Origin of the sequence: Streptomyces sp. NPDC057137, assembly GCF_042670825.1 — a bacterium.
Taxonomy (GTDB): Bacteria; Actinomycetota; Actinomycetes; order Streptomycetales; family Streptomycetaceae; genus Streptomyces.
Map to the genome: position 1 here is coordinate 318,620 of NZ_JBHUUW010000001.1, position 26,436 is coordinate 345,055.

The window sequence follows — 26,436 nt, forward strand, 5'->3', positions numbered from 1 at the left end:
GGCACCCCGGCGCGGGTGATCCGCAAGCTGGAGTGAGCGGAGCGGCGCCGCCGAGGCTGCAAGGCGCCGAGGTTCACCTGGTCCGGCCCGTCAGGTCATGGCCTGATGATCAGCTTGCCGCGCGTGTGGCCCGACTCGCTCGCCGACTGGGCCTTGGCGCCCTCCGCGAGGGGGTACGTCTGCGCCACCAGGACGCGCAGTGTGCCGTCCGCCGCGAGTCGGGCCTGCTCGGTGAGGCCCGCGCGCTTCTCCTCGGGGGTCGAGCCGCCCGAGGAGAACGCCACCCCGTGCTCGGCGGCCGTCGGGTCGGCGATCGTAATGACACGGTCCGTCGTGCCGCCGCGCAGGGTGATCGAGTCCGGCAGCGCGCCCTTGCCCGCGGTGTCGAAGACCGCGTCCACGCCCTGGGGCGCGGCGGCGCGGACGCGCTCGACCAGGCCGTCGCCGTACGTCACCGGGGTGGCGCCCAGCAGCCGTACGTAGTCGTGGTTGGCCGGGGAGGCGGTGCCGATGACCGTCGCGCCGCGGGCCGCGGCGAGCTGGACGGCCATCGATCCGACCGATCCGGCCGCGCCGTGCACGAGGATGGTCTCGCCCTCCTTGACGGCCAGGTCGTCCAGCACCCGCCGGGCCGTCTCGCCGGCCACCGGCAGCGCCGCCGCCACGTCCCAGCTCAGCCCGGCCGGCTTGGGCACGACGTTGGTGGCCAGCGTGTACTGCGCGTAGGCGCCGTCGATGGACCAGCCGAGGACCTCGTCTCCTACGGAGAGTCCGATGACGCCGTCGCCGACGGCGTCCACGACTCCGGAGAACTCGCTGCCGGGGACGGCGGGGAACTCCGTCGGCATGACCTCCGCCATCCAGCCCTTACGGATCTTCACATCGACCGGGTTGACCCCCGCCGCCCGCACCGACGCGCGGATCTGGCCCGGCCCCGGTTGCGGCTGCTCGACGTCCTTGAGCTGAAGCACCTCAGGACCGCCGAACTCCTCGAAAACGATCGCCTGCATGTCAGCCTCCGTAGATGCGAGCCCACCGACGTCGCGGGGCGCTCGTCAATTCCTCTTGAGCCGGTGCGATAGGGACGTGTTTCGTGTTTTGTACGTCGTCTTCCGCGTAAGTCATGTCGATTCATGTCACTGGAGGAGATCGACCATCTGGCCGTGGCTCCGCTGATCGAGTACGAGAAGCTGTACCGCATCTGGACGGCGCACGGCTGGAGCTGGCTCCAGGACTGGGTGCGGGACGGCCGCTTCCGGCCGGAGTATCTGCCGGGCGGTACGGTCTCCGGCCGCTGGACGACCAACGGCGGCGGCGCGTTGCAGATCCCACGTGTCATACGGGGAGCGGTCGTCGCCGACGAAGGCTGGCGGCTGGTGATGGGCGGACGCCGACCAGATGGAGCCGCGCGTCCTGGCGGCGATCTCCCGCGACCGGGGGCTCATGGAGGTCGCCGGGCACGACGACGATCTTCGGGCAGCGCGCCGGGCAGGTCCGACAGCCAGTGGTCCCACCAGGCGAGGTAGGGGGCCGAGCCTATGTCCTCGAACTGGCCGGGCAGCGTGCCGTGCGCCCACGGTCCGGCGACCATCAGACAGTGTCCGGGTGTGCGCGGAAGTTCTCGACCATGGCCGCGCGGTAGGGATCGAGCCAGCCGCCGACGTCGAGGACAGGGATCTGAAGCTGGTCCCAGCGGGCCTTGACGCTGCGCTCGCGCCAATAGTCGTAGAACGGATGCCGAGGATAGGTCGCGAGCGTCTCGGGCGCGGTCGACCGCTGCCATTCGTGGATCTTCGCGTTCCCGCCGCTCTCGATGGTGTTTTCGTACCAGTCGCTGATCGCCTGAACGGCGATCGCCGCGGTCAGGTGCGGCCGCCGTCAGCGCGACGCATCCCCGAGTCACGAAGCACTTCGCCCCGGCGGCCAAGAGCAGCACCGCGTTGTACCCGTTGAACTCGTAGACGATCCCCGGAAAACGGCCGACAGCGGGCGTGCCATCGGCGTTGGCCGACCGGTGCAGCGCACCGGTGAGCTGATTCCCGTCCCGCAGGGGAACGAGGACCTGCTCGACGTGCACCCCATGGGTTTCCGGGCGGTCGTAGGAGAAGAAGGGAACGGTGGCAGAGGTGGAGGGCCCAGGCGAAACGAAGCCGAGTTGCTCCGCCGACTCCAACGACATGGAACCGTCCGCCCCCTCAATCGCTCCATCAGCTCGGCCGGGTCATCGGTTGTTCCATCGGCTCTCCGGTCAAGCGGCCGCAGGTCAGGCGGCCGAGACGAGTTCGGGACACGGAGTTCAGCGGCCGTGGAACACCGGAGCTCGCTTTTCGGCAAAGGCCCTCGGGCCTTCCTTCGCGTCGTCCGAGCCGAAGATCGTGGCGATGTGTGACTGTTCGAAGGCGAAAGCCTCTTCCTCGGACATCGCCGCGGTGTGGCGGAGGGTGCGCACGACTGCCTCGACCGCCAGTGGGCCGTTGGCCGCGATCGTGGCGGCGATCTGTCGCGCGGTCTCCAGCGCCTTCCCGTCGGGGACGATGTGGCCGATGAGGCCCAGCTGGCCGGCTTCCGTCGTGTCGATGTGCCGACCGGTCAGCAGCATGTCGGCCGCAACAGGGTAGGGGATTTGACGGGAGAGCCGGACAACGCCGCCACCCGCCGGATAGAGCGCCCAACGGACCTCCGACAGCCCGAACCGTGCGCTTTCGCCGGCAATTCGGATGTCTGTGCCGAGGAGCAGTTCCATGCCTCCCGCGATCGTGTTTCCCTCGACGGCTGCGATGACCGGCTTGTTCGGTCGGTCGGTCTTGAGGAGACCGCGGTAGGCGAACCCCGGGTCGGCCTTGGCCCGTTCGGCTGCGGCGGCCTCCTCGTCGCCTGCCTCTCCCGCCATGCCGCGCAGATCCATTCCGGCGCAGAACGAACCCTCTGCTCCGGTGAGGACGACAACCCGGATGCTGGTGTCGGTGGCGGCCTCGCTCCAGATGTCCGCCAGCCGGGACAGGCCGGACATCGTCAGCGCGTTGCGTCTGGCAGGGCGGTTGAGGGTGACGGTCAGCACGTGTCCGTCCTGTTCGGTCAGTACCTGTGGCATCAGTGGGTCTCCCGTTGTCAGGCCGGCTTTTCGGCAGCTGCTACTTCGGTTGCAGCCGGGCGCCGCCGTCGATGCGAATGACCTCGCCGTTGAGGTAGCTGTTGCTGAGCATTTCGACGGCCAGAGTGGCGAACTCGTCGGCGGTGCCGAGGCGTTTAGGAAAGAGCACATCGCGCTTGAGGTTGTCCTTCCGCTGCTCGGCGCCCGGACCTTTGCCGTAGATCGGTGTGTCGATCAGGCCCGGAGCGATGGTGCAGACGCGGACACCGATCGCTGCGAGGTCGCGAGCGATCGGCAGTGTCATGCCGACGATGCCGCCCTTGGACGCGGCGTAGGCGGCCTGGCCGATCTGGCCGTCGAACGCGGCGAGCGAAGCCGTGTTGACGATGGCCCCGCGCTCGCCATCGGCCAGAGGTTCGGTCTTGGCCATCGCGGTGGCCGCGATACGAATGCAGTTGAAGGTGCCGATGGTGTTGATCTCGATGATGCGGCGGAACGTGTCGAGGTCGTGAGCCGACTCGTAACCACCACGCCCGACTGTCCGGCCGGCGAATCCCAGGCCGGCGCAGTTCACCAACACCCGGAGGGGGCCGAGTGTCGTGGCGAGTTCGGTGGCGGCGATGATGTCCTCGGTCGAGGTGACATCGACTCGCGCATAGACGCCATCGATACTCGCCGCCGTCTCCTTTCCTTTGTCCTCCGAGATGTCGGCGATGACCACGGTTGCTCCCCGGTCGGCGAGCCGCCGGGCGGTAGCGGCCCCGAGACCGGAGGCACCGCCCGTCACGATCGCCGAAACTCCATGAAGGTCCATCAGAATTCTCGTCCCCTGTTGATTCGGTGGAGTTGCTTGGTACTCGGACGCTCAGCGGCCGTTGACCGAGCCTCCGTTGATGTGGATGGTCTGCCCGGTCACCCAGGCACCCGGTTCAGAGCACAGCCAGAGAACCGCGCCGCCGACATCCGACGGTTTACCGAGGCGGCCGACCGGAATGCCGGCGAGGAGTTCCTTCATCGTCGGGATGTCGGTTCCGACGTTGTCCATCAAGCCGAGGGCCAGCGAGTTCACCGTCACCCCCGACGGCCCCACCTCCCTCGAGAGGTGCCGCAGGAAGCCTTCGATCCCCGCCTTGCTGCCGCCGTAGAACGAGACGCCGATGTTCAGCCCCACCGAACTGGCGCCGGAGGAGATCTGAATGATGCGTCCCCATCCCCGTTCGACCATTCCCGGCAGGGCGGCGTGCAAGACGTTCGCCGCTCCGATCATGTTGATGCCGATGTGGGTGTGCCAGTCGGACGGAGTGCTGTCGAGGAACGGGCCCGCCATGCCGCCCTCCGCGATGCCCGCGTTGTTCACCACGACGTCGATCGGGCCAAGCTCCTGGTGGACCTTGGCGACAGCCGACGCCACCGCCTCGGGATCAGTCACATCGAACGGCGCCGACACGGCAGTACCGCCGCTGCCGCTGATCAGCTCCACGGTCTGTTTGGCGCGCTGGTCATCAAGGTCGTTCACGGCGACCCGATAGCCGGCTTCGGCGAGCGCGACAGCGATACCTTGTCCGACGTTTCGGCCCGCGCCTGTCACGAGAGCGACTCGACTGGTCATTACTGTGCTCCTGTTGGTTCCAGAGGACTTCGATGCCATGGTTCGCACATGGTCACCGGGGTAGGCCGAGGATGCGCTCGGCGATGACGTTGTACTGGATTTCGACGGTTCCACCGCCAATCAGGAAAGTAGGCACGTTCAGGTAGTTCCAGGTGGCTTCGGAACTGCGTGGATCGACGTGGACGGCCAGCGGACCGAGGATGTCTGCTACCGCGTCGGCGGTCGCCCGGCAGTGCAGTGCCCTGGCCACCTTGGACACGCTGCCCGCAGCGCCCGGTTCAAGGCCCGACAGCCGGGCCAGCACCGCCCGTAGGTTGAGTGCGGACAACGCGTTCTCCTGTGCGGTCAGCCCGCCGAGCACTCGTGCCGTGTCCGGTCCGTTGAGCGGGACTGTGCCGTCGCGAACGAGCCGACGCAGCACACCGAGCCCGGAGCCCGACATACCGCCGCCGATGGCGATCCGTTCGTTGGACAGCGTGGTGCGAGCGAGAGCCCAGCCCTGGCCGGGTTCCCCGACCACACAGTCGTCCGGCACGAACACGTCGTCGAGGAAAACCTCGTTGAATTCCGCGGCCCCGGTGGACTGCCTCAGTGGCCGGACTTCCACGCCCTCGGCGTGCATGTCGACGAGGAAATACGACAAGCCCTTGTGCTTGGCGACGGTGTTGTCGGTGCGGGCCAGGCAAGCACCCCAGTCCGCTTCGAGAGCCAGAGAGGTCCAGACCTTCTGGCCACTCAGCCGCCAACCACCGTCTACCCGGGTCGCCTTGGTTGCGAGCGACGCGAGGTCCGAGCCAGCTCCTGGCTCGCTGAACAGCTGGCACCAGGCGATTTCTCCCCGCAGCGACGGAGCCACGAAACGTTCACGCTGACCGTCGTCGCCGTGCGCGATGAGGGTCGGAACCACCCATTCGCCGATGGCCATGGACGGCTGTTCGATCCCCAGTCGGGTGAGCTCCTGGGTGATCGTGAGCTGCTCGGCGGGGGTCGCGGCGCGTCCGTGAGGGCGAGGGTAGTGCGGCGCGGCATAGCCGAGGTCGGCTAGCACACCGCGGCGTCGCGCCGCCGGGAGCTCAGCCACTCGTGCAAGATCGGAAGCGATCTCGACCCGGACGGCATCCTCGACTTCGACGTCGCGTATCTCGAAGTCCCGGTCCCTTTCGACCGCGAGTCTCCCGAGGGAACGTGCCCACCGATCGGTCGGGCCCAACAGCGCACGCAGGCTCTGCGCACGCCGCCAGTACAGATGCACATCGTGTTCCCAGGTGAATCCGATACCGCCGAACAAGGTGATCGCGTCCAGCCCCGCGTTGACCGCTGCGGGCAGGCAGACGGCGGCCGCCGCGGTGGCCGCCATGCGGCGTTGGTACTCGTCCTCGCCTGCGGCACGCAGGGCGTCCCACGCCGCGGCCGCCGCGGTCTCCGCACTGACGAACAGCCGGGCGCAGCGATGCTTGACCGCTTGGAACGAGCCGATCGGCTTCCCGAACTGCTCACGCACCTTGACGTAGTCGAGCACCGACTCCAGGCACCACCTGGCAGTTCCCACCGCTTCGGCCGCGGCGAGGGCGGCCGCAGTGGTACCGATACACGCCGAATCGATCCGGGACAGCAACTGATCGGTCGCCACCATGAGCCTGGCCACGGAGACGGTGCCGACGTCGCGGGTCAGGTCGACAGCCCGTTCGGCGCTCACGGTGACGGCACTGGCCGGGACGGTGAACCAGACCTCTTCACCCTCCAACTCGACGTCGCCCTCCAACCGCGCCCCAAGTACCAGGTGCTCGGCCGCCACCGCACCGAGCACGGGCGACACCGAACCGGTGACCTCGTAGCCGTTCTGAGTACGCCGGGCGATCAGCTCGCCAGTACCGATCGCGACCGCCGCCGTGGCACCGGCCACCAGCGCGGACAGCACTGCGGAACACGCGGGGCCGCCGCCACTGTCCGCGAGGACGGCGCCGGTCAGGACCGTCGGCAAGTACGGCCCCGGCAACAGGCCGTGTCCGGTGGCCTCCAGGACCACACCGAGCTCGCGCACGCCGAACCCGCCGCCGCCGTGGACCTCGGGAAGGTGGATGGAGAGCAGGCCCTGCTGGTGGAACACTTCCCAGTACGGCTGACGTACGCCGGCAGCGAGGGCGTCGAACCGATCGCGGGTGTCGGAATGGGCTGCATGACGCGCGACGAGACCGGACACCGATGCGGTGAGCTCGTCATGTTCGACGGTGAAACCGATGGACATCTTGGCTCTCCCGGTCGCCAACGGCGAGAAGGGCAGCACGGGATCGGCCCCGCGCGGCTGTCCTCGCCGCGGAACGTTCTCGGTGGGTGAATTGGTGGCGGTCAGCCGAGTTTGAGGATCCGGCTGGCATTTTCATGGAGGAACTTGGGCCATACGTGGTCCCGGAATGCAACCTTCGGCAGTTCGCCCATGATTCGCTCGAGGCTGAGCCCCATCGGAAAATATCCGCCGTAGATGATCTTGTCTGCGCCGCGAGTGTTGGCGTAGTCGACGATGGCCTTCGGGTAGTACTTCGGCGAGAAGGCCGACGTGCAGTAGTGCAGGCCGGGCCATTTCAGCATGAGCTTGACGGCCAGCTCCTCCCACGGTTCACAACCGTGGCGGGCGACGAAGACGAGTTCAGGAAAGTCGTACATGACCTCGTCGATCAGGCCAACATGCTGGGGTGCGAAGGGCAGTCGCGGACCAGGTACACCCGCGTTCACGAAGATCGGGAGGTCCAGTTCAACGCATTTGGCGTAGATGGGGTACATCTTCTTGTCGTTGATGGGAACCTGGGGCGCCATGCCGCACGGGAACGCGCTCACCGCCCGGACGTCGTACTCCTCATAGCACCGCACCAGGTCCTTGATCCCCGCCATGCCGCGGTTCGCGTCGACGTCCACCTGCGCCACGAACCGGTCCGGGTACCGGCGCAGGGCCTCCACTCCGGTCGGGCCCACCCCGATGAGCCCCCGCGACACTCCGAAACGGTCCATTTCGGATAGCGTCACGGCGACCGGGTCCTCGGCGGACAGTTCTCCGGGGACGTTCTTGAACATGTACTCGACCGGGAACTCGTACTCCGCCTTGGTCTGCTCGTCCTTGGCCTGGTTCCTGATGAAGTCGTACTGGTCGGACCCCTCGGTGGGGAACCCGATCATGGTGTCGATGATCGGGTACCCCAAAGAGGCGCTCACAGGACCTCGGAGGCGGGCCGGACGAGGCTGGCTCCGTTCAGCCGGATGATCTTGTCCCGCTCCACCTCGGACAGACCGGCTCGCTCGATGTCCTTCACATAGGCGAGCGGTTCGGAAAGTCCTTCGGTGTGCGGCCAGTCGGAGCCGAACAGGATGCGGTCGACGCCGATGAGGTCCTTGACCTCATTGAGGTCGTTCTCGTAGAAGGGCGCTACCCAGATGTGCCGACGGAAGGTCTCGATCGGATCGGATGTCCATGCCTTCGGCTGCTGCCCATAGGAATGCTTGAGGCTTTTGAACAATGGACCGACCCAGTCCGCGCCGGTCTCGATGACCGCGACGCGCACGTTCGGGTAGCGGTCGAAGATGCCCCCGCTGAGCAGCGCGGCCATCATGTCCGGCACCGCATTGGCCGAGAGCAGACCTCGCAGCAGCGGACTCCGGTGCGCCTCCAGCTCGGCGCTCTCACCCCACAGGGGAAGCAGGTCGGCATACGCGCTGTCTGCGGCGTGGTAGGCCAGGGTGATCTGCGATTCGTTGAGCAGCGACCAGAACGGGGCGAACATCGGGTCGCCCGGCGCTTTCCAGCCGCGCTCGGTGAGGATCGGACCGGCCTGCATGTCGATGACGCGTGCGCCGTTCTCCAGCGCCAGCCGCAACTCGGCGACTGCGTTGTCCGGGTCGGCGAGCGTGATGTAGGGGGCGGCGAAGATGCGGTCGCGGTAGGTGTGCCCCCAGTCGTCGCGCAGCCACTGGTTGAACGCGCGGAACGCCGCGGTCAGCGCCGGAAGGTCGGCGCGCAGCGCCTGCTCCATCCCCACCCCGAGGGTCGGGAAGAGCAGGACGCCGTCGAGGCGCTGCTCGTCCATGGTCGCCAACCGGGCATCCCGGTCCAGGTAGGCCGGACGCGGCGGCGTCAGCTCACCGAACAGCTCCACGGTCGACTTGCCGGCGTCGTTCTTCCCGCGGAAGAGGTCCTCCAGACAACCCGGTTCAGCGAGCCGGTCGAACGTCGGGTTGGCAAGGAACCGATTGATCTTGCCGCCCACCAGGAGCCGCGTCTTGCCACCGAGGGTCGCCCACTGCATGCACCGCTTCGCGTACTGCGGCTCGATGTGCCTGGTGAACGCATCCATCGCTTCGTAGTAGTGGTTGTCCGCGTCAAATCCCCGGATGCCGTCGTTGGTCACGTCGCGTCCCTTCAGTGGACCGCCAAGCCAAAAATAGAATCTGATTTCACCTCTGAAGGTAGAACGCTGTTTCGCCCGCGTCAAGGGTGCACGGAGTTGCCACATCAAGAGACTGGCCAGATGGCGATTCCCTGCTGGCCGGCATGGGGGATTTCCGCCTCGGAGACGGGATCGCCGTTCTATCAGCCTTGTTTCTTCACGAGTGAGGACGCCCTGATCGGCTGCGTGCCCATAAGGTCCCCCGCCCCGGTCGGTCGAGGTGCGGCCGTCGCGTGGCGCTGCGGACAGTGAGCCGCTGCCATGCGGTGGTGAACGCCTGCGCCCATGGCCAGTTCGCGTCGATCCGAGGCAGGCGGCTGCGGGCGTATACGGCGAGGCGGCCGGCAGGTGCCAGGCCGTGTCTTGCCGGGTTCCGCGTCGGCGAGATCCTCGACGCCGTGCAGGGCCAGCAGGCAAACCTGGCGTCCAGGTCGGCGGCGAAGTTGCAGGCCGGCATCCACCGGCGATTGATCTCCCAGGACTTCGGGAGAAGACTGTGCGGGCCGCGGGCCTTGCCCGTGCGCACCCGGCCGGTGGGAGCCGGCGATGTGCCTGATGTTGGCCGCGGTGATGCTCTGGCGCCGGCCGGTCTTCTTCTCGAACGAGGTGAGCTTCGCGATCTGCCGGCCCGAGGGGCCGACTCGGCCCCTTCCGGCAGCTTCGCGATCACCGTCTCGTTCGCATGTCATTCACATCGGTCATCCTCCGGCCGCGCAGGTGGTCCTCGTCTGCGTGGCCCGGCCGCAGCGGCAACGGTCGTCCAGCGCGGCCGGGTCCCGCCGGCCCGGCCCGCCTGTCGGCCCACAGCACCTTCGCCGGCGCCACGGTCAGCCCGCACGGCCGATTCCTCCACGGCGTAAACGCCTGGGCCTCCTCGACAGACTTGGTGAACAGCCAGCGTCAGTTCAAGGTACGAACCTCACGGTCGCGTCGTGAGCACACCGGTAACCGCTGACGGGTCGCCGGACCAGGACGCTGCTTCGATCTGCACGGTGGCGAGATGGTCGATCGTGAAGCCGTCGCGCGTCCAGCGCTGTAGTGGCCGGGTGCTGCAGTCAACGGTCACGGTTCGGGTCTCGTCGGGCGCCACGTCCCGTACTGCCTGGAAACCGATCAGCGCCCGCACGGTCCGCTCCTGCTCAGGAAGGTGAGCATAGATCTGGACAACGTGGCGACCGGTGCGCCGACCGGTGTTGGTCACCGACACGGTCACGGTGAACCGCTCGTTCTCGACCGGCCCGACCTGAAGGTCGGCGAGCGAGAAGGTGGTGTATCCCAGACCGAAGCCGAATGGGTGCGCCGCGGTGATGCCCTCCCGGTCGAGTTTGCGCTGCCCCCACCAGCGCCCGTAGGCCACGGTGCGCGCCTCCCACTCCACGACGGGCAGATCTTCGCGGCGACGGGGAATGGCCACCGGCAGTCGTCCACCGGGTTCGGCATCACCGCACAGCAGGTCAGCGATCGCCCGCCCCCCTTCCATGCCGGGATACCAGGCCAGCAGGATCCCGGCGACCTCGTCCTCCCACGGGTCCAGCACGACGGCTCCCCCGGCGACAACTACGACGACCGTTCGCCGGTTGACCGTGGCCACGGCTTGGATCAGTGCGACATCATCGGCGTGCAGGCGCAGATCGCGCCGGTCCCCGCCCATCTTCTTACTCCGGTCACCGGCAGCCACGACTTTGCTCAGGAGCCGGGCGACGCCGGGGAGCCTGGTGATCCCGCCCAGCGTCCGGATCACCTGGGGATCGACCTTGGCCATGGCCTCGCCCTCATCGAGCGACGAAAGGCCGACGACGACCACCGCGGCGTCGGCGGTGCGGGCGGCGGCGGTGGCCGCAGCGAGGTCCCGGCCGTGCACGACACGGTTCCCAAGACGTTCGCGGAGGCCGGCCAGGACACTGCTGGTGGATGGCGGGCGAACCTTCGAAGACCCCGCGTCCCCCAGATTGGGCTGGTCGGCCAGCCGCCCGACGACAGCCAGGCGGCGCAAGGCGTCGGCAGAGAACGGCAGGACCGCGGCGCCGTCCGTCAGCTCGTTGCGCAGCAGCACCGACCCGTCGCGGGCGGCGTCGCGGGCCAACTCACGGTGTGCGGCGGAAGCCACGACATCACGGGCGGGGGTGGGTCGGGCGCGCAGGGCGAGGTGAACCTGGGCGGTGAGGATCCGGGTGGCCGCCACCCGCAGATCAGCGCGGGCGAGGCGGCCGTCGGCCAGTGCGGCAGGCAGCTCGCGGGCGCGCTGCTGGCGCAGCGGCATCTCCAGTTCCTGGCCCGCGGCGACGGATTCGATCGGTCGGCGCAGGCCGAAGAGGAAGTCGCTCATCACGAACCCGGTGAAGCCCCAGGTGTCGCGCAGCACCTCGGTGAGCAGGTAGTGGTTCTCCCCTGCCCAGATTCCGTTGACGGAATTGTAGGAACTCATGACGCAGTCCGCACCGGCCGCCACGACCGTGCGGAAGTGAGGCAGGTAGACCTCGTGCAGCACGTCGTCGGCGACCTGGACGTCGACGGTGAAACGGGCTTCCTCCATCGAGTTCAGCGCGAAGTGCTTCACGCACGACATCACCCAGGGGTTGACTCCGTCGGTCAGGGCGGCGCCCATGGCGCCGAGCAGGACCGGTTCCTCCCCGTAGGACTCCTGGCTGCGCCCCCAGCCAGGGGCGTAGGCGAGGTTGATGCAGATGCCGGCGAACAGGTTCGCGCCCAGGGCGCGGGCCTCCGCGCCGATGGCGTCGCCGATGCGGTGTTCGAGGTCGGTGTCCCACGTGGCGGCGCGGGCGATCGAGGCAGGGAACGCGGTCGCGTTGCCCATGACCACGCCCCGTGGTCCGTCGGTGAAGCGGATCCCGGGGATCCCCAGACGGTCGACCCGGCCGGCCTCGATGGGCAGGGTGTTGTACTCCGAGCTCATCTGGCGGAATCCGGTCCGCAGGTTGAGATCCCCGTCGAGCAGCCACAGCAGCTCGTCGTCGGTCATCCGGCCGAGGAGTCCTGCGATGGCGGTCTCGACGTCTTTGCCGGCACGAACAGCGTCGACGGCGTCGGCGAAGGCGGTGCCGGGCGGGTGGACAGGATCGGTCATGGTGGCTCCAGTGGTCATCGAACGGCGCACATACCTGGCGGGCGTGCTCCAGGGCTCAGGACGAACTGCGTGGGGGGCCGGCGATGACTTGGATATCGCTGTACGACGCGAGGCCCCATGGGCCGTTCTCGACGCCGATGCCGCTGTCCTTGTGGCCGCCGAAAGGCAAGGTGGGCGCGATCCCTCCACCGTGGACGTTGACGCTGACCTGGCCGCTGTCGACTTCGGCCGCGAGGGCGTAGGCGCGTTCGGGTTCTGCCGACCATACTGACGCAGTAAGGCCGTACGCGCTGGAATTGGCGCGCCGCACCACGTCGGCCTCGTCATCGAAGGCGACGATGGGCATGACCGGACCGAACTGTTCCTCGTCCACGACGCGAATGCCGTCGGTCACGGCAGACAGCACGGTGGGTGGGTAGAAGTACCCGTCGCGGTCGAGCGGTGCGCCTCCGAACGCGACTGCCGCCCCGTGGTGGACCGCGTCGTCGACCAACTCCTTGACCCGCTCGAACTGGGGAAGGTTGTTCAGGGGGCCGAACTGGGCGCCGGGCGTCGCACCGTCGTCCACCACAACCGTGCCGGCGAGTGCCGCCATCGCCTCGACCACCCTGGCATGGATCGAGTGGTGGACGTAGATGCGCTTGGCGCCGAGGCATACTTGGCCGCTGTTCACGAACGCGCCCCAGAACAGGGATGGTGCGATTCGGTCGACGTCGACGTCGTCGAGGAGGATCGCCGGGTCATTGCCGCCGAGCTCCAGCGTGACGCGCTTGAAGTCGGCGGCCGCGGCGATTCCGACCTGGCGGCCGACACGGGTGGAGCCGGTGAAACTCACCTTGCGGGGGACGCGGTGCGCCACCGCCGCCGCGCCGAGGGGCTCCGGGCCGCTGATCACGCTCAGGACCCCAGCGGGTAGCACATCGCGCAGCAGCCTGCCCACGGCGAGCATGGTGAGCGGCGTATAGGGCGAAGGCTTGACCACCACGGTGTTGCCCGCGCGCAGTGCCGGGGCGATCTTCCAGAAGGCGAGCATGATCGGGAAGTTCCACGGGGTGATCGCGACGACCACACCGAGCGGCCTGCGGACGACCTCCTGGTACGCCTCGGCGTCGTCGCGAACGATTTCCCGGGGGACCTCGAGGTCGGCGAAGTACCGTAGCCACAACGCGGATCTCGTGATTTCGTCTCGCGCGTGGGCGAGCGGTTTACCCTGTTCGGCAGTGAGCAGGGGCGCGAGTTCGTCGGCAGCCGAGTCGAGACGGTCCGCGGCGGCGTGTAGCGCGGTGCGCCGTGCCGACTCGTCGTTCTTCCAACTGTCGTACGCGCGATGAGCGGTGCTGAACACGTGATCGAGCTGGTCGATCCCGACTGCCGGGGCATGTGCGAACACCTTGCCGGTGGCAGGATTCACGATCCCGAATGTGTCCGATGTGGACAGGTCAACGCCGTCGGCCGTCGCGAGTATCGGCTCAGTGGTCTGCCAGGTCATAACGCTGCCTTCCAATCGTCGCGGCGTGATAGTCAGACGCTTTCCGGGATCAGGACAGGTTTGATCGTCGCTCCCGACAGCGAGTCGGCTTCGGCCTGGTTGATGTCGGCGAGCGGGTAGATGCGGATGAGTCTGTCGAACGGGAATCTTCCTTCGCGCCAATACCGGAGCAGGGTCGGGATGAACTCCTGCGGGACCGCGCTTCCTTCGAGGACGTAGGTGAGGCGCCGCCCGGCGAGCTGGGACGGCTGGATCGTCAGCGCTCCCGCTCCCCCGCCCACCAGGACCGCGCCGCCTCGAGGGGCGAGGACCTGGACCGCCGCCGCCATGACCGCGGGCACGGAGGTGGTGTCCAGGGAGTGGTCCACTCCGGATTCACCATCCACGATCCTGTTGACGAGCTCCAGGCTGTCCGAATGGACGCGGGTCGCACCGAGTTCCACCGCCATGTCCAGGCGGCCCGGGTGCGTGTCGACCACGACGATCTCCGTCGCGCCCGCGATCTTCGCGGCCATCACGGCCGCGAGCCCCACGGTGCCGGCACCGAACACGGCGATGCTCTGGCCAGGCTGCAGGTCCATCTCGTTGAACACGACACCCGCACCGGTCTGCAAGCCGCACCCGAGCGGCCCCAACAGCTCCAACGGCAGGTCCGGGTCGACCTTGACGGCGTTGCGTCGGGTCGCGACGGCGAACCCCGCGTACGAGGACTGGGCGAACCACCGGGTGTTGACGGCCTCACCGTCACTGCCCGTCGCGCCGGCGCGGCCGTCCCGGCACCGGCCGGAGAGATTGCTTTCCAGGAAGTTCTCGCAATAGGCGGGGTCACCGACTCGGCATGACGCGCAGCCACCGCACGAGTCGAACGACATCACGACGTGATCGCCGACGGCGAAGTCCGTGACCTCGCTTCCGACCGCCGTCACTACGCCGGAGCCTTCGTGGCCGAGTACGGCGGGCAGCAGAACGGACGCGAATCCAGGGTCGCGGGCCATCAGGTCGGTGTGGCACATGCCCGTCCCCGCAACGCGCACGAGCAGATCCTGAGGTCCCAACGGGTCGAGGGTTATGTCCTCGATGACGAACGGGCCGTCGGCGGTACGCAGGATGGGGGCTTGGGTCGTCAGGGGCATGGTTGGGCTCTTTCTGCTGCAGGTTCCGGTACAGGGACGGTGTACGACCGCTGGAGCAGCTGGACGGCATCGTCGAGGCTTGATCGTCTCTGGATCAGCCGACGCAACTTCATGATCTTTGCCGGCTGGTTGAGTGTTGCCGCACCGACCAGGCGGCCACCGGTTCTGTAGAGGGCGACGAACTGGCCCTGCTCGACGTCACCGGTCACGATCTCGGCCCGCTCGGCGAGTGCGGTGCCTGCGAACTGGATGCGGCTGCCGTACCAGTCGCTCCAGAAGTACGGAACCGTCTCGTAAGCCGTGGCTCGGTCGGGGAACAGCGCGTTGATCGCCGCTCGTGCCCCCTGTTCGGCGGCGCCGGTCCAGTTCTCCATCCGCATCCGCCGGTCCATGATCGCGTTCGGCCAGCACGCCACGTCACCTGCGGCGTAGACGTCCGCGACCGACGTGCGCAGGAATTCGTCGCAGACGATCCCGCCGTCGGCGGGGTCGAGCACGACTCCTGATCCGCTCAGCCAGTCGGTGGCCGGAGCCGCGCCGATGCCGACGACCACCATGTCGGCCCGGACGACTTGCCCGTCGGAGAGGCGGATCCCGGTGACGCGTGTGGTCCCCAGCAGCTCGGTGATTCGCGCTCCGAGTACCACCCGAACGCCGGCCAAGTCGTGCAACTTGACCAGTTCGGTCCCCACGAGTTCACCCACGGCCCGCAGCAGTGGTGCCGGCGCGGCTTCGACGATGGTCACCGCCGCTCCGGCGGACACCGCCGACGACGCGATTTCCGCGCCGATGAATCCCGCACCGACGACAACGACCCGCACTCCAGGAGTCAGCGCGTCGCGGATGGTCGAAGCGTCCTCCACCGTGCGCAGGGTGTGCACGCCGGCCAATCCACCCGCCTCGTTCAGCCCTCGTGGCTTCGCGCCGGTCGCGATGACCGCATGGCGGTAAGGAACCAGGTGTCCTTGATCGAGCCGCACGACGTGTGAGCCCGGATCGAGTCCGACCGCCGCACGGCCCAGCAGGAGTCGCACTCCAAGTCGTTCGCGGAGGTCATCCTCGGTGCACAGCGGCGCCGGGTTCCGATTGTCCAGAAGGAACTGTTTGGACAACGGCGGGCGGTCGTACGGGGCGTGAACCTCTTCTCCGATCAGGGTGATCGGACCGATGTAGCCCGCGCGTCGCGCCGACTCCACTGCTCGCAGGCCCGCGAGTGACGCCCCGACGACGACCAGTCCCGCACTTGATCCGTCCACTTAGACCTCGTGTCCGCTCTTCAGTGACAGCGCCCCCGCCGGACACGCGCGCACAGCGTCCTCGATCAGCGCGACGTCGTTCTCTGGCACGTCAACGCGATGCAGGACAAGGGACCCGTCGTCAAGCACTTCGAAGTAGTCGGCAGTGACCGATTCGCACATCCCGATGCCTGTGCACCGGGCACGGTCGACGTGAATCTCCATGATCTGTCCCGTCCGTGGTTCAGCTGACCGTTACCGGCAGGCGCTTGATGCCGTTCATGCCCCCGCCGCTCAGCGCCTCCGGCTCGCCGACATCGATGTGGGGAAGCTTGGTGAGGATCTGCCGGAACAGCGCGCGTAGCTGTGCCTTCGCCACGCCGTTGCCCAGGCAGAAGTGCACGCCACCGCCGCCGAACCCGACGTGTCCGGACACCGGGCGGGTGAGGTCGAAGGCCTCCGGCTTGGAGAACACCGTCGAGTCCCGATTGCCCGAGCAGTAGAACAGCCCGACCTTGTCCCCTGCGGTGATCTCGGTGCCCTGGATCGTGGTGTCCCGGGTCGCGGTACGCGCGAACATCATGACCGGCGTCGTGTGCCGCACGAACTCCTCGATCGATCCCATGATCCGGCCGTCGAAGTCATCGAGCAGCCAGTCCCGCTGCTGAGGATGCCGAGCCAGGTTGAGGACGGTATGGCTGGTCGTCTGCTTGGTCGTATCGTTTCCGGCGACGCTCAACAGGATCATCATGGTGCCGATGTCCTCGTTGCTGAGCTGACGCCCGCCGATGTCCGCCGTGACCAGCCTCGTGACGATGTCGTCCTCGGGGTGCGCCCGCCGGGCCTCGGCAAGCTCGATCCCCGTCTCCATCAGGTACGCGACCTGCTGGCTCGCCCACTCCTGCGGCGTCACGCCGGCGGGCAGTCTGCTCAGGGTTTCGGGATCCTCGAGCGCGGCAAGATTGTTGCCTGCCTCCGCGAACGACGTGACTTTGTCCTCCGGAACGCCGACGAGGTCCGCGACGGTCAGCATCGGGAGTTTCGACGAGACTTCGGCGACGAAGTCGAACGTGCCCCCTCCCACAACACGGTCGACGATCTGCTCGGCGCGCTGCTCGATCTTCTCCGTGAGCAGCGCCACCGCCTTGGGCGTGAACGCCGAGCTGAGCACCTTCCGGTACTCGGTGTGCCGCGGCGGGTCCAGCTCCAGAATCGTCGGCGCCATCAACGGTGCCCCTGCGGCGCGAGGCGGCAGATACGGCAGACCGAGTTCGGAACTGAACAACTCGTGGTTACGGCTGGCGAAGGTGATGTCCTCGGCCAGCGTCAGCGCCCAGAAGCCCGCCTCGCCGTGGACTGCCGGATGCTCGAGCGGCGGGTGCCAGCTCACCGGCGCGTTCTCGCGGAGCCACCGGAACGTCTCGTCACGTTCGTCGAACGGCTTGGCCCAGAACTCTCTGCTGGAGATGTCCCTGTCGCAAGTGGACGCATGCGGTGTGCGATGCAGTTTCATACTTGCTCTTTCGGCTACAGCGGATCAGCCGCTCGATCCCGGATCGGGCATGACCGCTTAGGCGCTCGTCCGGATCACGCGGCTCACCTTGGAAGGCTCTTCGCGAGCGCCAGCCGGATCACACGCGCCGGAGTTGACCTGACAGTGGGAAGCTAGAACACGATTTCAGCTTTGGCAACCCAACTGTCACCCACACGGGAAACACGATGGGATGCATCGATCCCAAGAGAACTCGCCTCTACGGGATCTCGCACTGCGGCGCAGGCAGGCCGCCTCCCCAAAAACCCATCCGGACCTCGGGTGGGCGGCCGGCCATGGCCGCGCGTCCGCCGCCTGCGCCGGCGGACGAAGATCGACTCACCCCGACCGCGCTCCCGTCCAGTGCTAGAACGGTGTTTCGCACTACAACCGCCCGCCCACTGATGGGCGTCCAATGAAACCGCGTTCCACTCGTCGCACGTCTTCCCGGACGGCCGCGGTCGAGGTCGCGCTACCTGGCGGTCAGCACGGCTTCCCAGGCGTCGAGCTCTGCGGCGATGAGTCGCGCGGTCAGAGCTACGTCGTCCCTGGTCACGAGGCTGTTCAAGCATCTCTGCGCGAGCCCGAAGACCGCGTTCGTGGACGCGAGCGTGGTCTCGAGTGCGGGCAGTCCGGGGTCGATGGAGCCGTCTTGCTGCCCTTGCGTGAAAGCCGACACGGACTCCTCGGCCAGATGCACCGTGAACGCCTCGTAGGCCTCGCGATCCGCCGCCTGGATGTTTCCCTTGACTGCGAAGTCGAAGAAGCCGAGGAAGATCATCCGCTCGGGATGGTCCAGCGCGAGATCCGCGATTCCGCGAAGCTGGCCAAGGAAGCGACTCAAGCCCGACTCGTGTCGTAACGCCGGTTCGGTTCGCACTCCAGCCAGGATCATCTTCTGCGTGTGGACGAGCGCGGCCTCGATCGACGGGAAGTACTTGTAGAACGTCTTCCGGCTCATGCCGGCGACGCGCACCAGGTCGCTCACGTTCACCGCGGCGAACCCGCTGGTGCAGACCAGCTCGATGAGAGCGTCGGCGACGGCCACGCGCTGCCGCTCGCGGAAGGCCTCGAGATTCTCGACGTCGGAGCCCGCAGCGACGACGTCCTTGGGTGCCCCTGCGGCCACGTACCCCTCCTTGACAGATCGAGCTGTTCGAGCCTAGCGTCCGAAGATGGGGGTAACAAGCTGTTACCCCCATCTGCCTCGGGAAAGACGGGCTGTACCGATGACACTACAGAGCGATCACTCGCACCCCACCGCCTCTCAGGCACTCGCCAGGCTGACGATCGAGGAGAAGATCGCGCTGCTCTCGGGCGCGTCCTCCTGGCAGACCGTCGGCTATCCGGATCGCGGCATCAACCCGATGACGCTGTCCGACGGTCCTCATGGCATCGGTTGGGGTGCCTCAGGCGACCAGACCGGCACCCCACAAGCCCCCACCGCCGTCTGCTTCCCCACCGCTTCCGCGCTGTCCTGCAGCTGGGACACCGCCCTGGCCCGGACGCAGGGCGCCGCGCTCGCCACCGAGGCCCGCCGGACCGGCGTGGAGGTTGTGCTCGGGCCGGGCATGAACATCAAACGCACCCCCCTGGGTGGCCGGAACTTCGAGTACTTCTCCGAGGACCCCTACCTGAGCGGCCGTCTCGCCGCCGCGGTCATCGCCGGCACCGAGTCCGGCGGCGTCGGCACGTCCGTCAAGCACTTCGCGGTGAACAACCAGGAGTACGACCGGTTCACGATCAGTGCCGAGGTCGACGAGCGCGCCCTGCGCGAGATCTACCTGCGCGGGTTCGAAATCGCGGTGACCGAGGGACGACCGGCGACGGTGATGGCCGCCTACAACGCGGTCAACGGCATCCCCTGCACCGAGAACCACCGGCTGATGACCGAGATTCTCCGTGACGAGTGGGGGTTCGACGGCGTGGTCGTCAGCGACTGGGGTGCCGTGAGCGACCAGGTCGCCGCGCTCAAGGCCGGCATCGACCTGGAGATGCCCAGCTCGAACGGGGTGGGCGCTGCCGCGATCCGGGACGCACTGCGGTCGGGCGAACTGAGCGAGGCGGACATCGATCGCGCCGCTGCCCGGATCATCGAGCTGAGTTCCCGCTTCGCGGCCCGTGATCGCCCCGATCCGGTGGCCAGCAGCGAAGCTGAACTCGTCGAACTGGCCCGCACTGTGGCCCAACAGTCGATCGTCCTGCTGCGCAACGAACGCGACACGCTCCCGCTGGCGCGTACCAGCACCGTCGCACTCATCGGCGAGTTCGCCCAGAAGCCCCGGTTCCAAGGCGGTGGCAGCTCAGGCGTCAATGTCGCCTCGTACGCGACCGCGCGCGATGAGATCGGTCGTTTCCTTTCTCCTGAACAGGTTCGCTACGCCCGGGGATACGACAGCGAGCAGGTCAACCAGAGCCTGCTCGACGAGGCCGTGACCGCGGCGTCGGAAGCCGATGTCGCCCTGCTGTTCGTCGGACTGACCGAGATGACCGAGTCGGAAGGCTACGACCGGGAAACCCTGTCCCTGCCCGCATCCCATCTCGCGCTGATCGACGCGGTCTGCGCGGTGAGCCCGCGCACGGTCGTCATCCTGCACAAGGGCTCGGTCATCGACATGGCAACGTGGCACGAGAAGGTCGACGCGATCCTGGACCTCAACCTCGGCGGCCAGCAAGTGGCCGCGGCAACGCTGGACATCGTTTTCGGCGAGGTCAACCCTTCGGGCCGCACCAGCGAGACTGTGCCGTTGCGACTGGAGGACACACCGGCCTATGTGGACTATCCAGGAGCGCAGCGCAGCGTGCACTACCGGGAAAGCATCTGGGTCGGCTACCGCTACTACGACCGTCGGAAGATGCCGGTGGCCTACCCGTTCGGACACGGCCTGAGCTACACCGAATTCGAGTATTCGGACCCGCGCGCCACGGTCCACGGCAACGAGAACGTCACCGTGGAGGTGGCCGTCCGCAACGTCGGCGAGCGTGACGGATTCGAGGTCGTCCAGGTGTATGTGCACGACGACATCAGTACCGTCCCGCGACCGGAACGGGAGCTTCGCGGATTCAGCAAGGTCTGGGTTCCAGCAGGCGAAACCATCACCATCCGAGTCGAACTGGATCGCCGCGACTTCGCGTTCTGGGACGAGCACCGGAACCACTGGGCAATCGAGAGCGGCACCTTCACCATCGAGATCGGACACTCCTCGCGCGACATCCGGGCCAGTGTGAGTGTCGAGCTGGCCGGGGACACCCACTCGGTGGAAATCGTCGATCGGCGAACCCCGATGGGCCACTTCCTCGGTGATCCCGAGTTCGCCGCCATGGTCACACGGTTCATGGCAGCCTCTCCGCTGCTCGGTGGCGGCGCCGAGATCCCCCCGGAGGCCCAGCGCATCGTGACCGAGGTCATCAACGGTATGCCGCTGGAGAAGCTCCGCATCGTCTCCGCGGGCGCCTTCTCCAATGACGACATCGACGAGGTGCTCGCGCGTCTGGCGCGTTGACTGCTGCCCGGCACGCGCACCGGTCCTGGCTGCGCCCCCGGGCATGAAGGTCAGGACACCGGGCTCTACACGGAAGGCAATGGGCGGGCGGCCAGAGCAGGATGGCAGTGGCCAGTCCGAACTTGACGCCGGTTGGTACAGAGGGGTCTTCATGAGTCCCACGCCCTTCAACCACGGCTGGGGAGTACAGGACAAGATCCGGAGGCTCAATTGACACGATCATCGCCGTCGCGGGGCTTGCCGCACCGATTCCTGCCACCGCGGCCGTCAACTACTTCAGGAGCGTCGATCTGCCCTTCGAGCAAGGCGGCCCTTCGCGCAGTGGGTTCGACGTTCCTCGACAACCGGCACGTGGGCCGGGGCCGGCATCCCCCTGAATGCGATCGCTCCGGGCATGGTTTCGACGCCGATGACGAACGGCGCTCTCTCGTCTCAAGAAGGTCGCGACGCGGTCGCGTCATCGGCGAAGCCCGCTTCTGTCGACGGCGAAGCGCCACCCCGGATCAGGCCGAAGTTCGCTGCGACCGACTCTCGGGCGACTAAGCGGCACGCCGGCCGCGCGTGCGCAACAGAATGTCGGCGACGCCGTCGACCTGGGTCCGCACTTCCTGGAAAGTGGCTCGTCCACTGGACATACGGCTGACCGCGTCCACCAGAACACAGCCGATCGCGAGTCGTATGTAGGAAACGTCGTCGCGGGGTTCCGCAGCGAGCAGGTGATCGAACGCGGAGTAGAAGCCGCTGCTGCCCTGGTCGATGAGTTGCTGCACGTCCGGATCGGGCAAGGCCGTCACGTGCATCATGAGCACGGCCATGCCGGGGGCACGATCGAAGGCCCGCAGGACGCGGCGCAGAAAGTCCTGCACCAACAACAGTGAATCCTCGTCCTCGTCACGCTTCGACGACATGATCCGGCGCGTGAGTTTGCCCTGCCACTCGATGAACGCCGCGGCAAGGAGGTGATCCTTCGACCGGAAGTACCGGTAGACGGTGCCCAGCGCCACCCCGGACCGGTCGGTCACATCACGCATCTGGATCGAGGCCGTGCCGGATTCGGCGACGAGCGCGATCACGGTCTCGATGAGCCGTGCCCGACGGGCGAGCTGCCGACTCGTCATCATCTCGACAGCCAGGGGCGCCTGCGCATCAACGTCTGCCACGGATGTGTTCATATCAGTCGCCGCCGACTCGGAGAACGTCGCGGACGACACGGCGAAGGGACTTCCCGGTTTCCGTACGTGGATCGCGCTGCGCAGCACCGACGCACCGCGCATCCATCCCGCCGCAGGCGGTGCCGGTGTTGAGCCGGTCGAAGCGCCGGGCCCGGCAGGCCGTGCACTCGTGCGCCACCAGGCACGGAGGGCTCGTCGAGGACGAGGCAGTCGACAATCAGCATTCGATCCACGCTGTGCTCCAAGGATGACAATCGCGGTCCGCGGCGGCGTGATTCAGCGCCCAGGGTGGTGGACGAAGGTCAATTCGACCCTATCCGTGCCCACACATCTAGAATGCAGTTTCAGTTAGTTTTTTGTCCACTACCGTTGACCTAGGCGTTCTCCTGATGGAAACCTGCCCCCAACGAACCCGTAATGAAACGGGGTTCCATTCTCTGTCATGTCGTCCCGATCACCTCGGCACGTGACAGTGGCCTGAACCGGTGACCACATCGGCCAGGTGACCGCCCGCCTTTCCAAGAGGGCGAACGCAGACCCAGCCCAGCACACTCCTCCCCAGCGAAGGGCCTCCCATGTCGACTGCGCCGTCCGAGATCCGATGACTACCGACACGCCGTCGGCAGACGCGGCCGAGCAGACCGGCTCTGCGGTGGCCGTGCGCTACCAGCCGAAGACCCGGGCCTTCCGCCGCTACACGTACCTCTACGCTCTTGCCAGCCTCGGGATGATCCTGCTGTACGGGTCGATGACCATCATCCTGCTGCCGGTTCACGTTCAGCAGCTGGAATTCGCGCACGTCTTCACCGGGGCCGACGCGCAGGTACACCTGCACGACCTCAACGTGCTGAAGGAGCAGGTCGATGCGGGCAAGGTGACGCCGACGGCGGAGCAGCATCGGCTCCTGGGGCTCCTGAACAAGTTCAACTCGTCACGGGCGACCAGCCTTTCCTTGGTGACGACCGTCGGGGTCGTCATCACCATGCTCATCCAGCCGGTCGTCGGCCTGATGTCGGACCGGACCCGGTCGCGGTGGGGCCGCCGGGCCCCCTGGATCGCCGCCGGGGGTGTCGCGGGCGCGGCGATGGTCGCGCTGCTGCCGGTCGTGCCGTCCCTTGCCGTCCTGGTGGTCGTCTATTCCCTCACCCTGCTGGTGACGGGCTCCGGCCAGGGCCCGCTCATGGCCACGGTCGTCGACCGCGTTCCGGAGAATCGCATCGGCACCCTCTCCACAGTCACCGGCGTCATCGTCTACCTCGGCGGGATCGGCGGATCGGTGATCGCCGGGTCCCTGTTCGCGGCGGTCGGGCTCGCGACGTACTTCCCGCTCGCCGTGGCACTCCTGCTCACTTCGCTCTGCTTCGTCCTGTTGGCCCGGGACCGTTCGTCCCGGGACCTGGCCGTCGAACCCTTGCGGATCCGCACTTTCCTCGCCTCGTACGTACAAGCCCTCGGGGACCGGGATTTCCGGTGGGCGTGGGTCGCGAAGGTACTGTTCTTCATCGGCTTCGGCATCGCGAATGTCTACGCGCTCTACATGCTGCAGAGCTACGTGACGCCCGCGCTGTCGGAGAAGGAGGCTGCGCAGACCGCGCCGTTGATGCAACTCGCCGGCCTTCCCGCCGCGTTGATCGGCATGGTGGTCTCGGGCCGATGGTCCGACAAGATCGGCCGGCGTAAGCCTTTCGTGGTCTCGGCCTCGATCATCCTGGCCGTGTCCTTCCTCGTCCCGTTCGCGTGGCCGACGGTCCCGGCGATGTTCGTCCAGGCGGTCGTGGGGGGGTTCGGGCTCGGCGTGTACATCGTCGTCGACCAGGCGCTGTTCATCGATCTGCTGCCACACCGTGAGTCGGCGGGCCGTGACCTCGGTGTGGCGACGCTGGGCCAGAACCTGGGCCAGGCGCTCGGCCCCATTCTGGCCGGCCTGGTCGTCGCCTCGTCCGGCGGTGCCTACGGTCCTGTGTGGCCGATCGGGTTCGTCCTGGTCCTCCTGGCCGGGTTGATCATCCTCCCGATCAAACGCATTCGCTGAGTCTGCCGAAGGGACCATTCCTCGTGACCAAACCGATTGGCCCTCGCCATTACGCGGCTCACCCGGGCGGCCGCCCGGTGCTCGTCTGCGCGGGCGACAGCATCACGCAAGGAAAGATCAGCGCGGACTGGGTCCGCCGGGTCGCCACGGCCGTGGCCCCAACAATGGACACCGTCAACGCCGGAATCAGCGGGGACCTGGCCTGGAACCTGCTGGCCCGCCTGGACGCGGTGATCGCCTGCCGGCCCGCGATCGTGACGGTGCTCATCGGCACGAACGACATGGCCGCACAGATTTCAGCTCAATGGTCAGACGAATGCCTGAAGTCCAAACGTCTCCCGCAGCGCCCGACCCCGGAGTGGTACCGGGAAAACCTGCACCGGATCGTCGAGCGGCTGAAGTCCGAGACGTCCGCCGGAATCGCGCTCATGTCGCTTCCGCCGATCGGCGACACCACCGGCGGGCAATGGGGAGAACTCGTCGCGCCCTACAACGCGATCATCCACGAAGTCGCTACGCAGGCCGCGGTCCCGGTCTTGCCGGTCCACGAACAGATTGCCGGTCTGATCACGCCGGACAAGCCATCGGCGCAGTGGGACGGAACCAAGAAGCTCATGGGCGCGGCGACGGCGCGGCGGTTCCTGCTCCGGCAAACCTGGGCCGCCATCGCGCGCCGTCACGGTTTCACCACCACCACGGACGGCGTGCACCTGACCGAGCTTGCGGCCGCACAGATCGCCCTGCTGGTCGAACAATTCGTCGCCGCATCAACCAGGACCGAATGCGGGCAGCCGAGGTCGGAGCCACAGCCTCAGCCGGCCCCACCATCACATTCCGGCAACCGACCGGCACAGGAGAGTCCAGAGATGACCACGTCTTCGCCATCCCCCCAGGACGCCCCCACGCCCGATCGACCGCCGGCGCTCGACCTCGCCGAATTGGCAGCGAGGGCCGGGGTGCGGACTCCCCGCGAGTTCACCCGCCTGCTCGAACGGACCCCTGGCGGCCTCTCGCGGGGCCTGGCGCCTGGCCAGACGTGCCGCCTCCATGTGTTCGAGGTGGCCTCCCGCTCGGACGTGATCGTCGCCGAGTTCGACGACCTGCTCTTCGAAGCACCCAACTGGGGAGACAACGGCGAAACGCTCTACCTGAACGGGAACGGCGGGCTGTGGGAGTTTCCGCTCGATTCCTGCGGCAAGCCCCGTCGAATCGCCCACGAGGGCCTGCCGCACATCAACAACGACCACGTGCTCGACCCCGGCGGCGCCTCGATCTTCATGTCGGCGATGGACGGGCAGATCTACCACGGGTCCCTGAACGGCGGCCTCGTGCGCCGGGTCACCGACGATGATGATGCGTGGCACTTCCTGCACGGCGTGTCACCCGACGGGAAGACCCTCGGCTTCGTACGGATCGACACCCCGGGCAACCCGGCGAGGCTCGCCCTGATCTCCCCCGAGGGCGGTCCCGTCACAGTGCACGACACCGGCGCCGGCGCCATCGACGGGCCCGAGTGGTCCCCTGACGGCGAATGGATCTACTTCAACACCGAACGCTGGGCCAGCAGGCCCGGCCACTCCCAACTGGCCAGAGTGCCCAGTGCGCAGCCCTCCCCGGACAAGGTCGAACGACTCGCCTCCACCGACACCGTCGACTGGTTCCCCCACCTTTCGCCGGACGGGCGCCTCGCGGCCTACCTGCAATTCCCAGTGGGCACCGAGGGCCACCCGAAGAACCTGCCGGTGGAAATCGTCCTCGTCGATGTCTCGGACTGGACCACACCACTGGCCCGGGTGCCGCTGTTCGGCGGCCAGGGCACCATCAACGTCAACAGCTGGAGCCCTGACTCCACCCGCTTCGCCTTCGTCTCCTACCCCCTCGCCCCGACACCGACGCCGGGAGCGTCCGATGAACGGCCGATCCGTTGATCCAGGAGACACCTGTGATGACTGAGACCACCGTGGAGAACGAACAGACCTCGCAATACCTCGATGAGCCGTCAGCTTCGGCTTCGGACGAACAGTTGGTGGCGATGCCGGTCGACGGGGCCCTGGCGGGCCGACGGCCTGTAGCTGACCGGCGAGGGCGGACTCCAGCAGTTGACCAAGCGGGTGCTGAAGTCC

20 protein-coding genes and 1 pseudogene are annotated in these 26,436 nt (G+C 67.4%); 4 read left to right on the forward strand and 17 right to left on the reverse strand.

Annotated elements, in window-relative coordinates:
• Nucleotides 1-95: 95 nt before the first annotated feature.
• Nucleotides 96-1,010 (reverse strand): NADP-dependent oxidoreductase, encoded by a 915-nt coding sequence (locus ACFT9I_RS01290; RefSeq protein ID WP_382559148.1) that lies wholly within the window; start codon nt 1,008-1,010, stop codon nt 96-98.
• Nucleotides 1,011-1,118: 108 nt separating this feature from the next.
• On the opposite strand from ACFT9I_RS01290, the pseudogene ACFT9I_RS01295 reads away from it, so the two are divergent.
• A pseudogene (locus ACFT9I_RS01295) lies at nt 1,119-1,482 on the forward strand (DNA polymerase); the annotation flags it as partial.
• Here ACFT9I_RS01295 and ACFT9I_RS01300 read toward each other — a convergent pair.
• From ACFT9I_RS01300 to ACFT9I_RS01370, 15 genes are all read right to left on the reverse strand, one after another.
• Entirely contained in the window at nt 1,442-1,591 is a 150-nt protein-coding gene (locus tag ACFT9I_RS01300) for a hypothetical protein (RefSeq protein WP_382559150.1), read from the reverse strand. The pseudogene ACFT9I_RS01295 and the gene ACFT9I_RS01300 sit on opposite strands and share 41 nt — an antisense overlap.
• Entirely contained in the window at nt 1,591-1,866 is a 276-nt protein-coding gene (locus ACFT9I_RS01305) for a CocE/NonD family hydrolase (RefSeq protein WP_382559602.1), read from the reverse strand. Before ACFT9I_RS01305 ends, ACFT9I_RS01300 begins: the two co-directional genes overlap by 1 nt.
• A gap of 430 nt (nt 1,867-2,296) precedes the next feature.
• Nucleotides 2,297-3,091 carry a crotonase/enoyl-CoA hydratase family protein gene (locus ACFT9I_RS01310; RefSeq protein ID WP_382559152.1) on the reverse strand — a complete coding sequence of 265 codons (795 nt, stop codon included), beginning with the start codon at nt 3,089-3,091 and terminating at the stop codon, nt 2,297-2,299.
• A gap of 40 nt (nt 3,092-3,131) precedes the next feature.
• Nucleotides 3,132-3,905, reverse strand: coding sequence for an SDR family NAD(P)-dependent oxidoreductase (locus ACFT9I_RS01315; RefSeq protein WP_382559154.1), 774 nt, complete (start codon nt 3,903-3,905; stop codon nt 3,132-3,134).
• Nucleotides 3,906-3,956: 51 nt separating this feature from the next.
• Nucleotides 3,957-4,700, reverse strand: coding sequence for an SDR family NAD(P)-dependent oxidoreductase (locus tag ACFT9I_RS01320; protein WP_382559156.1), 744 nt, complete (start codon nt 4,698-4,700; stop codon nt 3,957-3,959).
• A gap of 52 nt (nt 4,701-4,752) precedes the next feature.
• Complete coding sequence (locus tag ACFT9I_RS01325) at nt 4,753-6,945, reverse strand: acyl-CoA dehydrogenase family protein (RefSeq protein WP_382559158.1); 2,193 nt, start codon at nt 6,943-6,945, stop codon at nt 4,753-4,755.
• A 101-nt stretch (nt 6,946-7,046) separates the two neighbouring features.
• Complete coding sequence (locus ACFT9I_RS01330) at nt 7,047-7,868, reverse strand: amidohydrolase family protein (protein WP_364536339.1); 822 nt, start codon at nt 7,866-7,868, stop codon at nt 7,047-7,049.
• Nucleotides 7,869-7,900: 32 nt separating this feature from the next.
• Nucleotides 7,901-9,094: an amidohydrolase family protein gene (locus ACFT9I_RS01335; RefSeq protein ID WP_382559161.1), complete on the reverse strand. Its 1,194-nt coding sequence runs from the start codon at nt 9,092-9,094 to the stop codon at nt 7,901-7,903.
• 958 nt (nt 9,095-10,052) lie between these two features.
• Complete coding sequence (locus tag ACFT9I_RS01340; RefSeq protein ID WP_382559163.1) at nt 10,053-12,218, reverse strand: glycoside hydrolase family 3 C-terminal domain-containing protein; 2,166 nt, start codon at nt 12,216-12,218, stop codon at nt 10,053-10,055.
• A 55-nt stretch (nt 12,219-12,273) separates the two neighbouring features.
• Complete coding sequence (locus ACFT9I_RS01345) at nt 12,274-13,707, reverse strand: aldehyde dehydrogenase family protein (RefSeq protein ID WP_382559165.1); 1,434 nt, start codon at nt 13,705-13,707, stop codon at nt 12,274-12,276.
• 32 nt (nt 13,708-13,739) lie between these two features.
• Nucleotides 13,740-14,840 (reverse strand): NAD(P)-dependent alcohol dehydrogenase, encoded by a 1,101-nt coding sequence (locus ACFT9I_RS01350; protein WP_382559167.1) that lies wholly within the window; start codon nt 14,838-14,840, stop codon nt 13,740-13,742.
• Nucleotides 14,831-16,096, reverse strand: a complete 1,266-nt coding sequence (locus ACFT9I_RS01355; RefSeq protein ID WP_382559169.1) for an NAD(P)/FAD-dependent oxidoreductase — start codon at nt 16,094-16,096, stop codon at nt 14,831-14,833. Before ACFT9I_RS01355 ends, ACFT9I_RS01350 begins: the two co-directional genes overlap by 10 nt.
• Nucleotides 16,097-16,300, reverse strand: coding sequence for a ferredoxin (locus ACFT9I_RS01360; protein WP_382559171.1), 204 nt, complete (start codon nt 16,298-16,300; stop codon nt 16,097-16,099).
• Nucleotides 16,301-16,319: 19 nt separating this feature from the next.
• Nucleotides 16,320-17,588, reverse strand: coding sequence for a cytochrome P450 (locus ACFT9I_RS01365; RefSeq protein WP_382559173.1), 1,269 nt, complete (start codon nt 17,586-17,588; stop codon nt 16,320-16,322).
• 490 nt (nt 17,589-18,078) lie between these two features.
• Entirely contained in the window at nt 18,079-18,735 is a 657-nt protein-coding gene (locus ACFT9I_RS01370; RefSeq protein ID WP_382559175.1) for a TetR/AcrR family transcriptional regulator, read from the reverse strand.
• A 100-nt stretch (nt 18,736-18,835) separates the two neighbouring features.
• Here ACFT9I_RS01370 and ACFT9I_RS01375 point away from each other — a divergent pair, with 100 nt between their 5' ends.
• Nucleotides 18,836-21,109, forward strand: a complete 2,274-nt coding sequence (locus ACFT9I_RS01375) for a glycoside hydrolase family 3 C-terminal domain-containing protein (RefSeq protein WP_382559177.1) — start codon at nt 18,836-18,838, stop codon at nt 21,107-21,109.
• Between the two features lie 539 nt (nt 21,110-21,648).
• Here the strand turns inward: ACFT9I_RS01375 and ACFT9I_RS01380 are convergent.
• A complete protein-coding gene (locus tag ACFT9I_RS01380) occupies nt 21,649-22,269 on the reverse strand; it encodes a TetR/AcrR family transcriptional regulator (RefSeq protein ID WP_382559179.1) in 621 nt (206 codons plus the stop codon).
• 613 nt (nt 22,270-22,882) lie between these two features.
• Between ACFT9I_RS01380 and ACFT9I_RS01385 the strand changes: the two genes are divergently transcribed.
• Nucleotides 22,883-24,313 (forward strand): MFS transporter, encoded by a 1,431-nt coding sequence (locus ACFT9I_RS01385; protein WP_382559181.1) that lies wholly within the window; start codon nt 22,883-22,885, stop codon nt 24,311-24,313.
• 23 nt (nt 24,314-24,336) lie between these two features.
• Nucleotides 24,337-26,241 carry a GDSL-type esterase/lipase family protein gene (locus ACFT9I_RS01390; RefSeq protein ID WP_382559183.1) on the forward strand — a complete coding sequence of 635 codons (1,905 nt, stop codon included), beginning with the start codon at nt 24,337-24,339 and terminating at the stop codon, nt 26,239-26,241.
• Nucleotides 26,242-26,436: the final 195 nt, after the last annotated feature.

Bases quoted from the DNA above. Each gene is read 5' to 3' on its own strand.
- ACFT9I_RS01290 (WP_382559148.1), bottom strand. From the start codon at position 1,010: ATGCAGGCGATCGTTTTCGAGGAGTTCGGCGGTCCTGAGGTGCTTCAG.
- ACFT9I_RS01300 (WP_382559150.1), bottom strand. From the start codon at position 1,591: ATGGTCGCCGGACCGTGGGCGCACGGCACGCTGCCCGGCCAGTTCGAG.
- ACFT9I_RS01310 (WP_382559152.1), bottom strand. From the start codon at position 3,091: ATGCCACAGGTACTGACCGAACAGGACGGACACGTGCTGACCGTCACC.
- ACFT9I_RS01315 (WP_382559154.1), bottom strand. From the start codon at position 3,905: ATGGACCTTCATGGAGTTTCGGCGATCGTGACGGGCGGTGCCTCCGGT.
- ACFT9I_RS01320 (WP_382559156.1), bottom strand. From the start codon at position 4,700: ATGACCAGTCGAGTCGCTCTCGTGACAGGCGCGGGCCGAAACGTCGGA.
- ACFT9I_RS01325 (WP_382559158.1), bottom strand. From the start codon at position 6,945: ATGTCCATCGGTTTCACCGTCGAACATGACGAGCTCACCGCATCGGTG.
- ACFT9I_RS01330 (WP_364536339.1), bottom strand. From the start codon at position 7,868: ATGATCGGGTTCCCCACCGAGGGGTCCGACCAGTACGACTTCATCAGG.
- ACFT9I_RS01340 (WP_382559163.1), bottom strand. From the start codon at position 12,218: ATGACCGATCCTGTCCACCCGCCCGGCACCGCCTTCGCCGACGCCGTC.
- ACFT9I_RS01345 (WP_382559165.1), bottom strand. From the start codon at position 13,707: ATGACCTGGCAGACCACTGAGCCGATACTCGCGACGGCCGACGGCGTT.
- ACFT9I_RS01350 (WP_382559167.1), bottom strand. From the start codon at position 14,840: ATGCCCCTGACGACCCAAGCCCCCATCCTGCGTACCGCCGACGGCCCG.
- ACFT9I_RS01360 (WP_382559171.1), bottom strand. From the start codon at position 16,300: ATGGAGATTCACGTCGACCGTGCCCGGTGCACAGGCATCGGGATGTGC.
- ACFT9I_RS01365 (WP_382559173.1), bottom strand. From the start codon at position 17,588: ATGAAACTGCATCGCACACCGCATGCGTCCACTTGCGACAGGGACATC.
- ACFT9I_RS01375 (WP_382559177.1), top strand. From the start codon at position 18,836: ATGACACTACAGAGCGATCACTCGCACCCCACCGCCTCTCAGGCACTC.
- ACFT9I_RS01385 (WP_382559181.1), top strand. From the start codon at position 22,883: ATGACTACCGACACGCCGTCGGCAGACGCGGCCGAGCAGACCGGCTCT.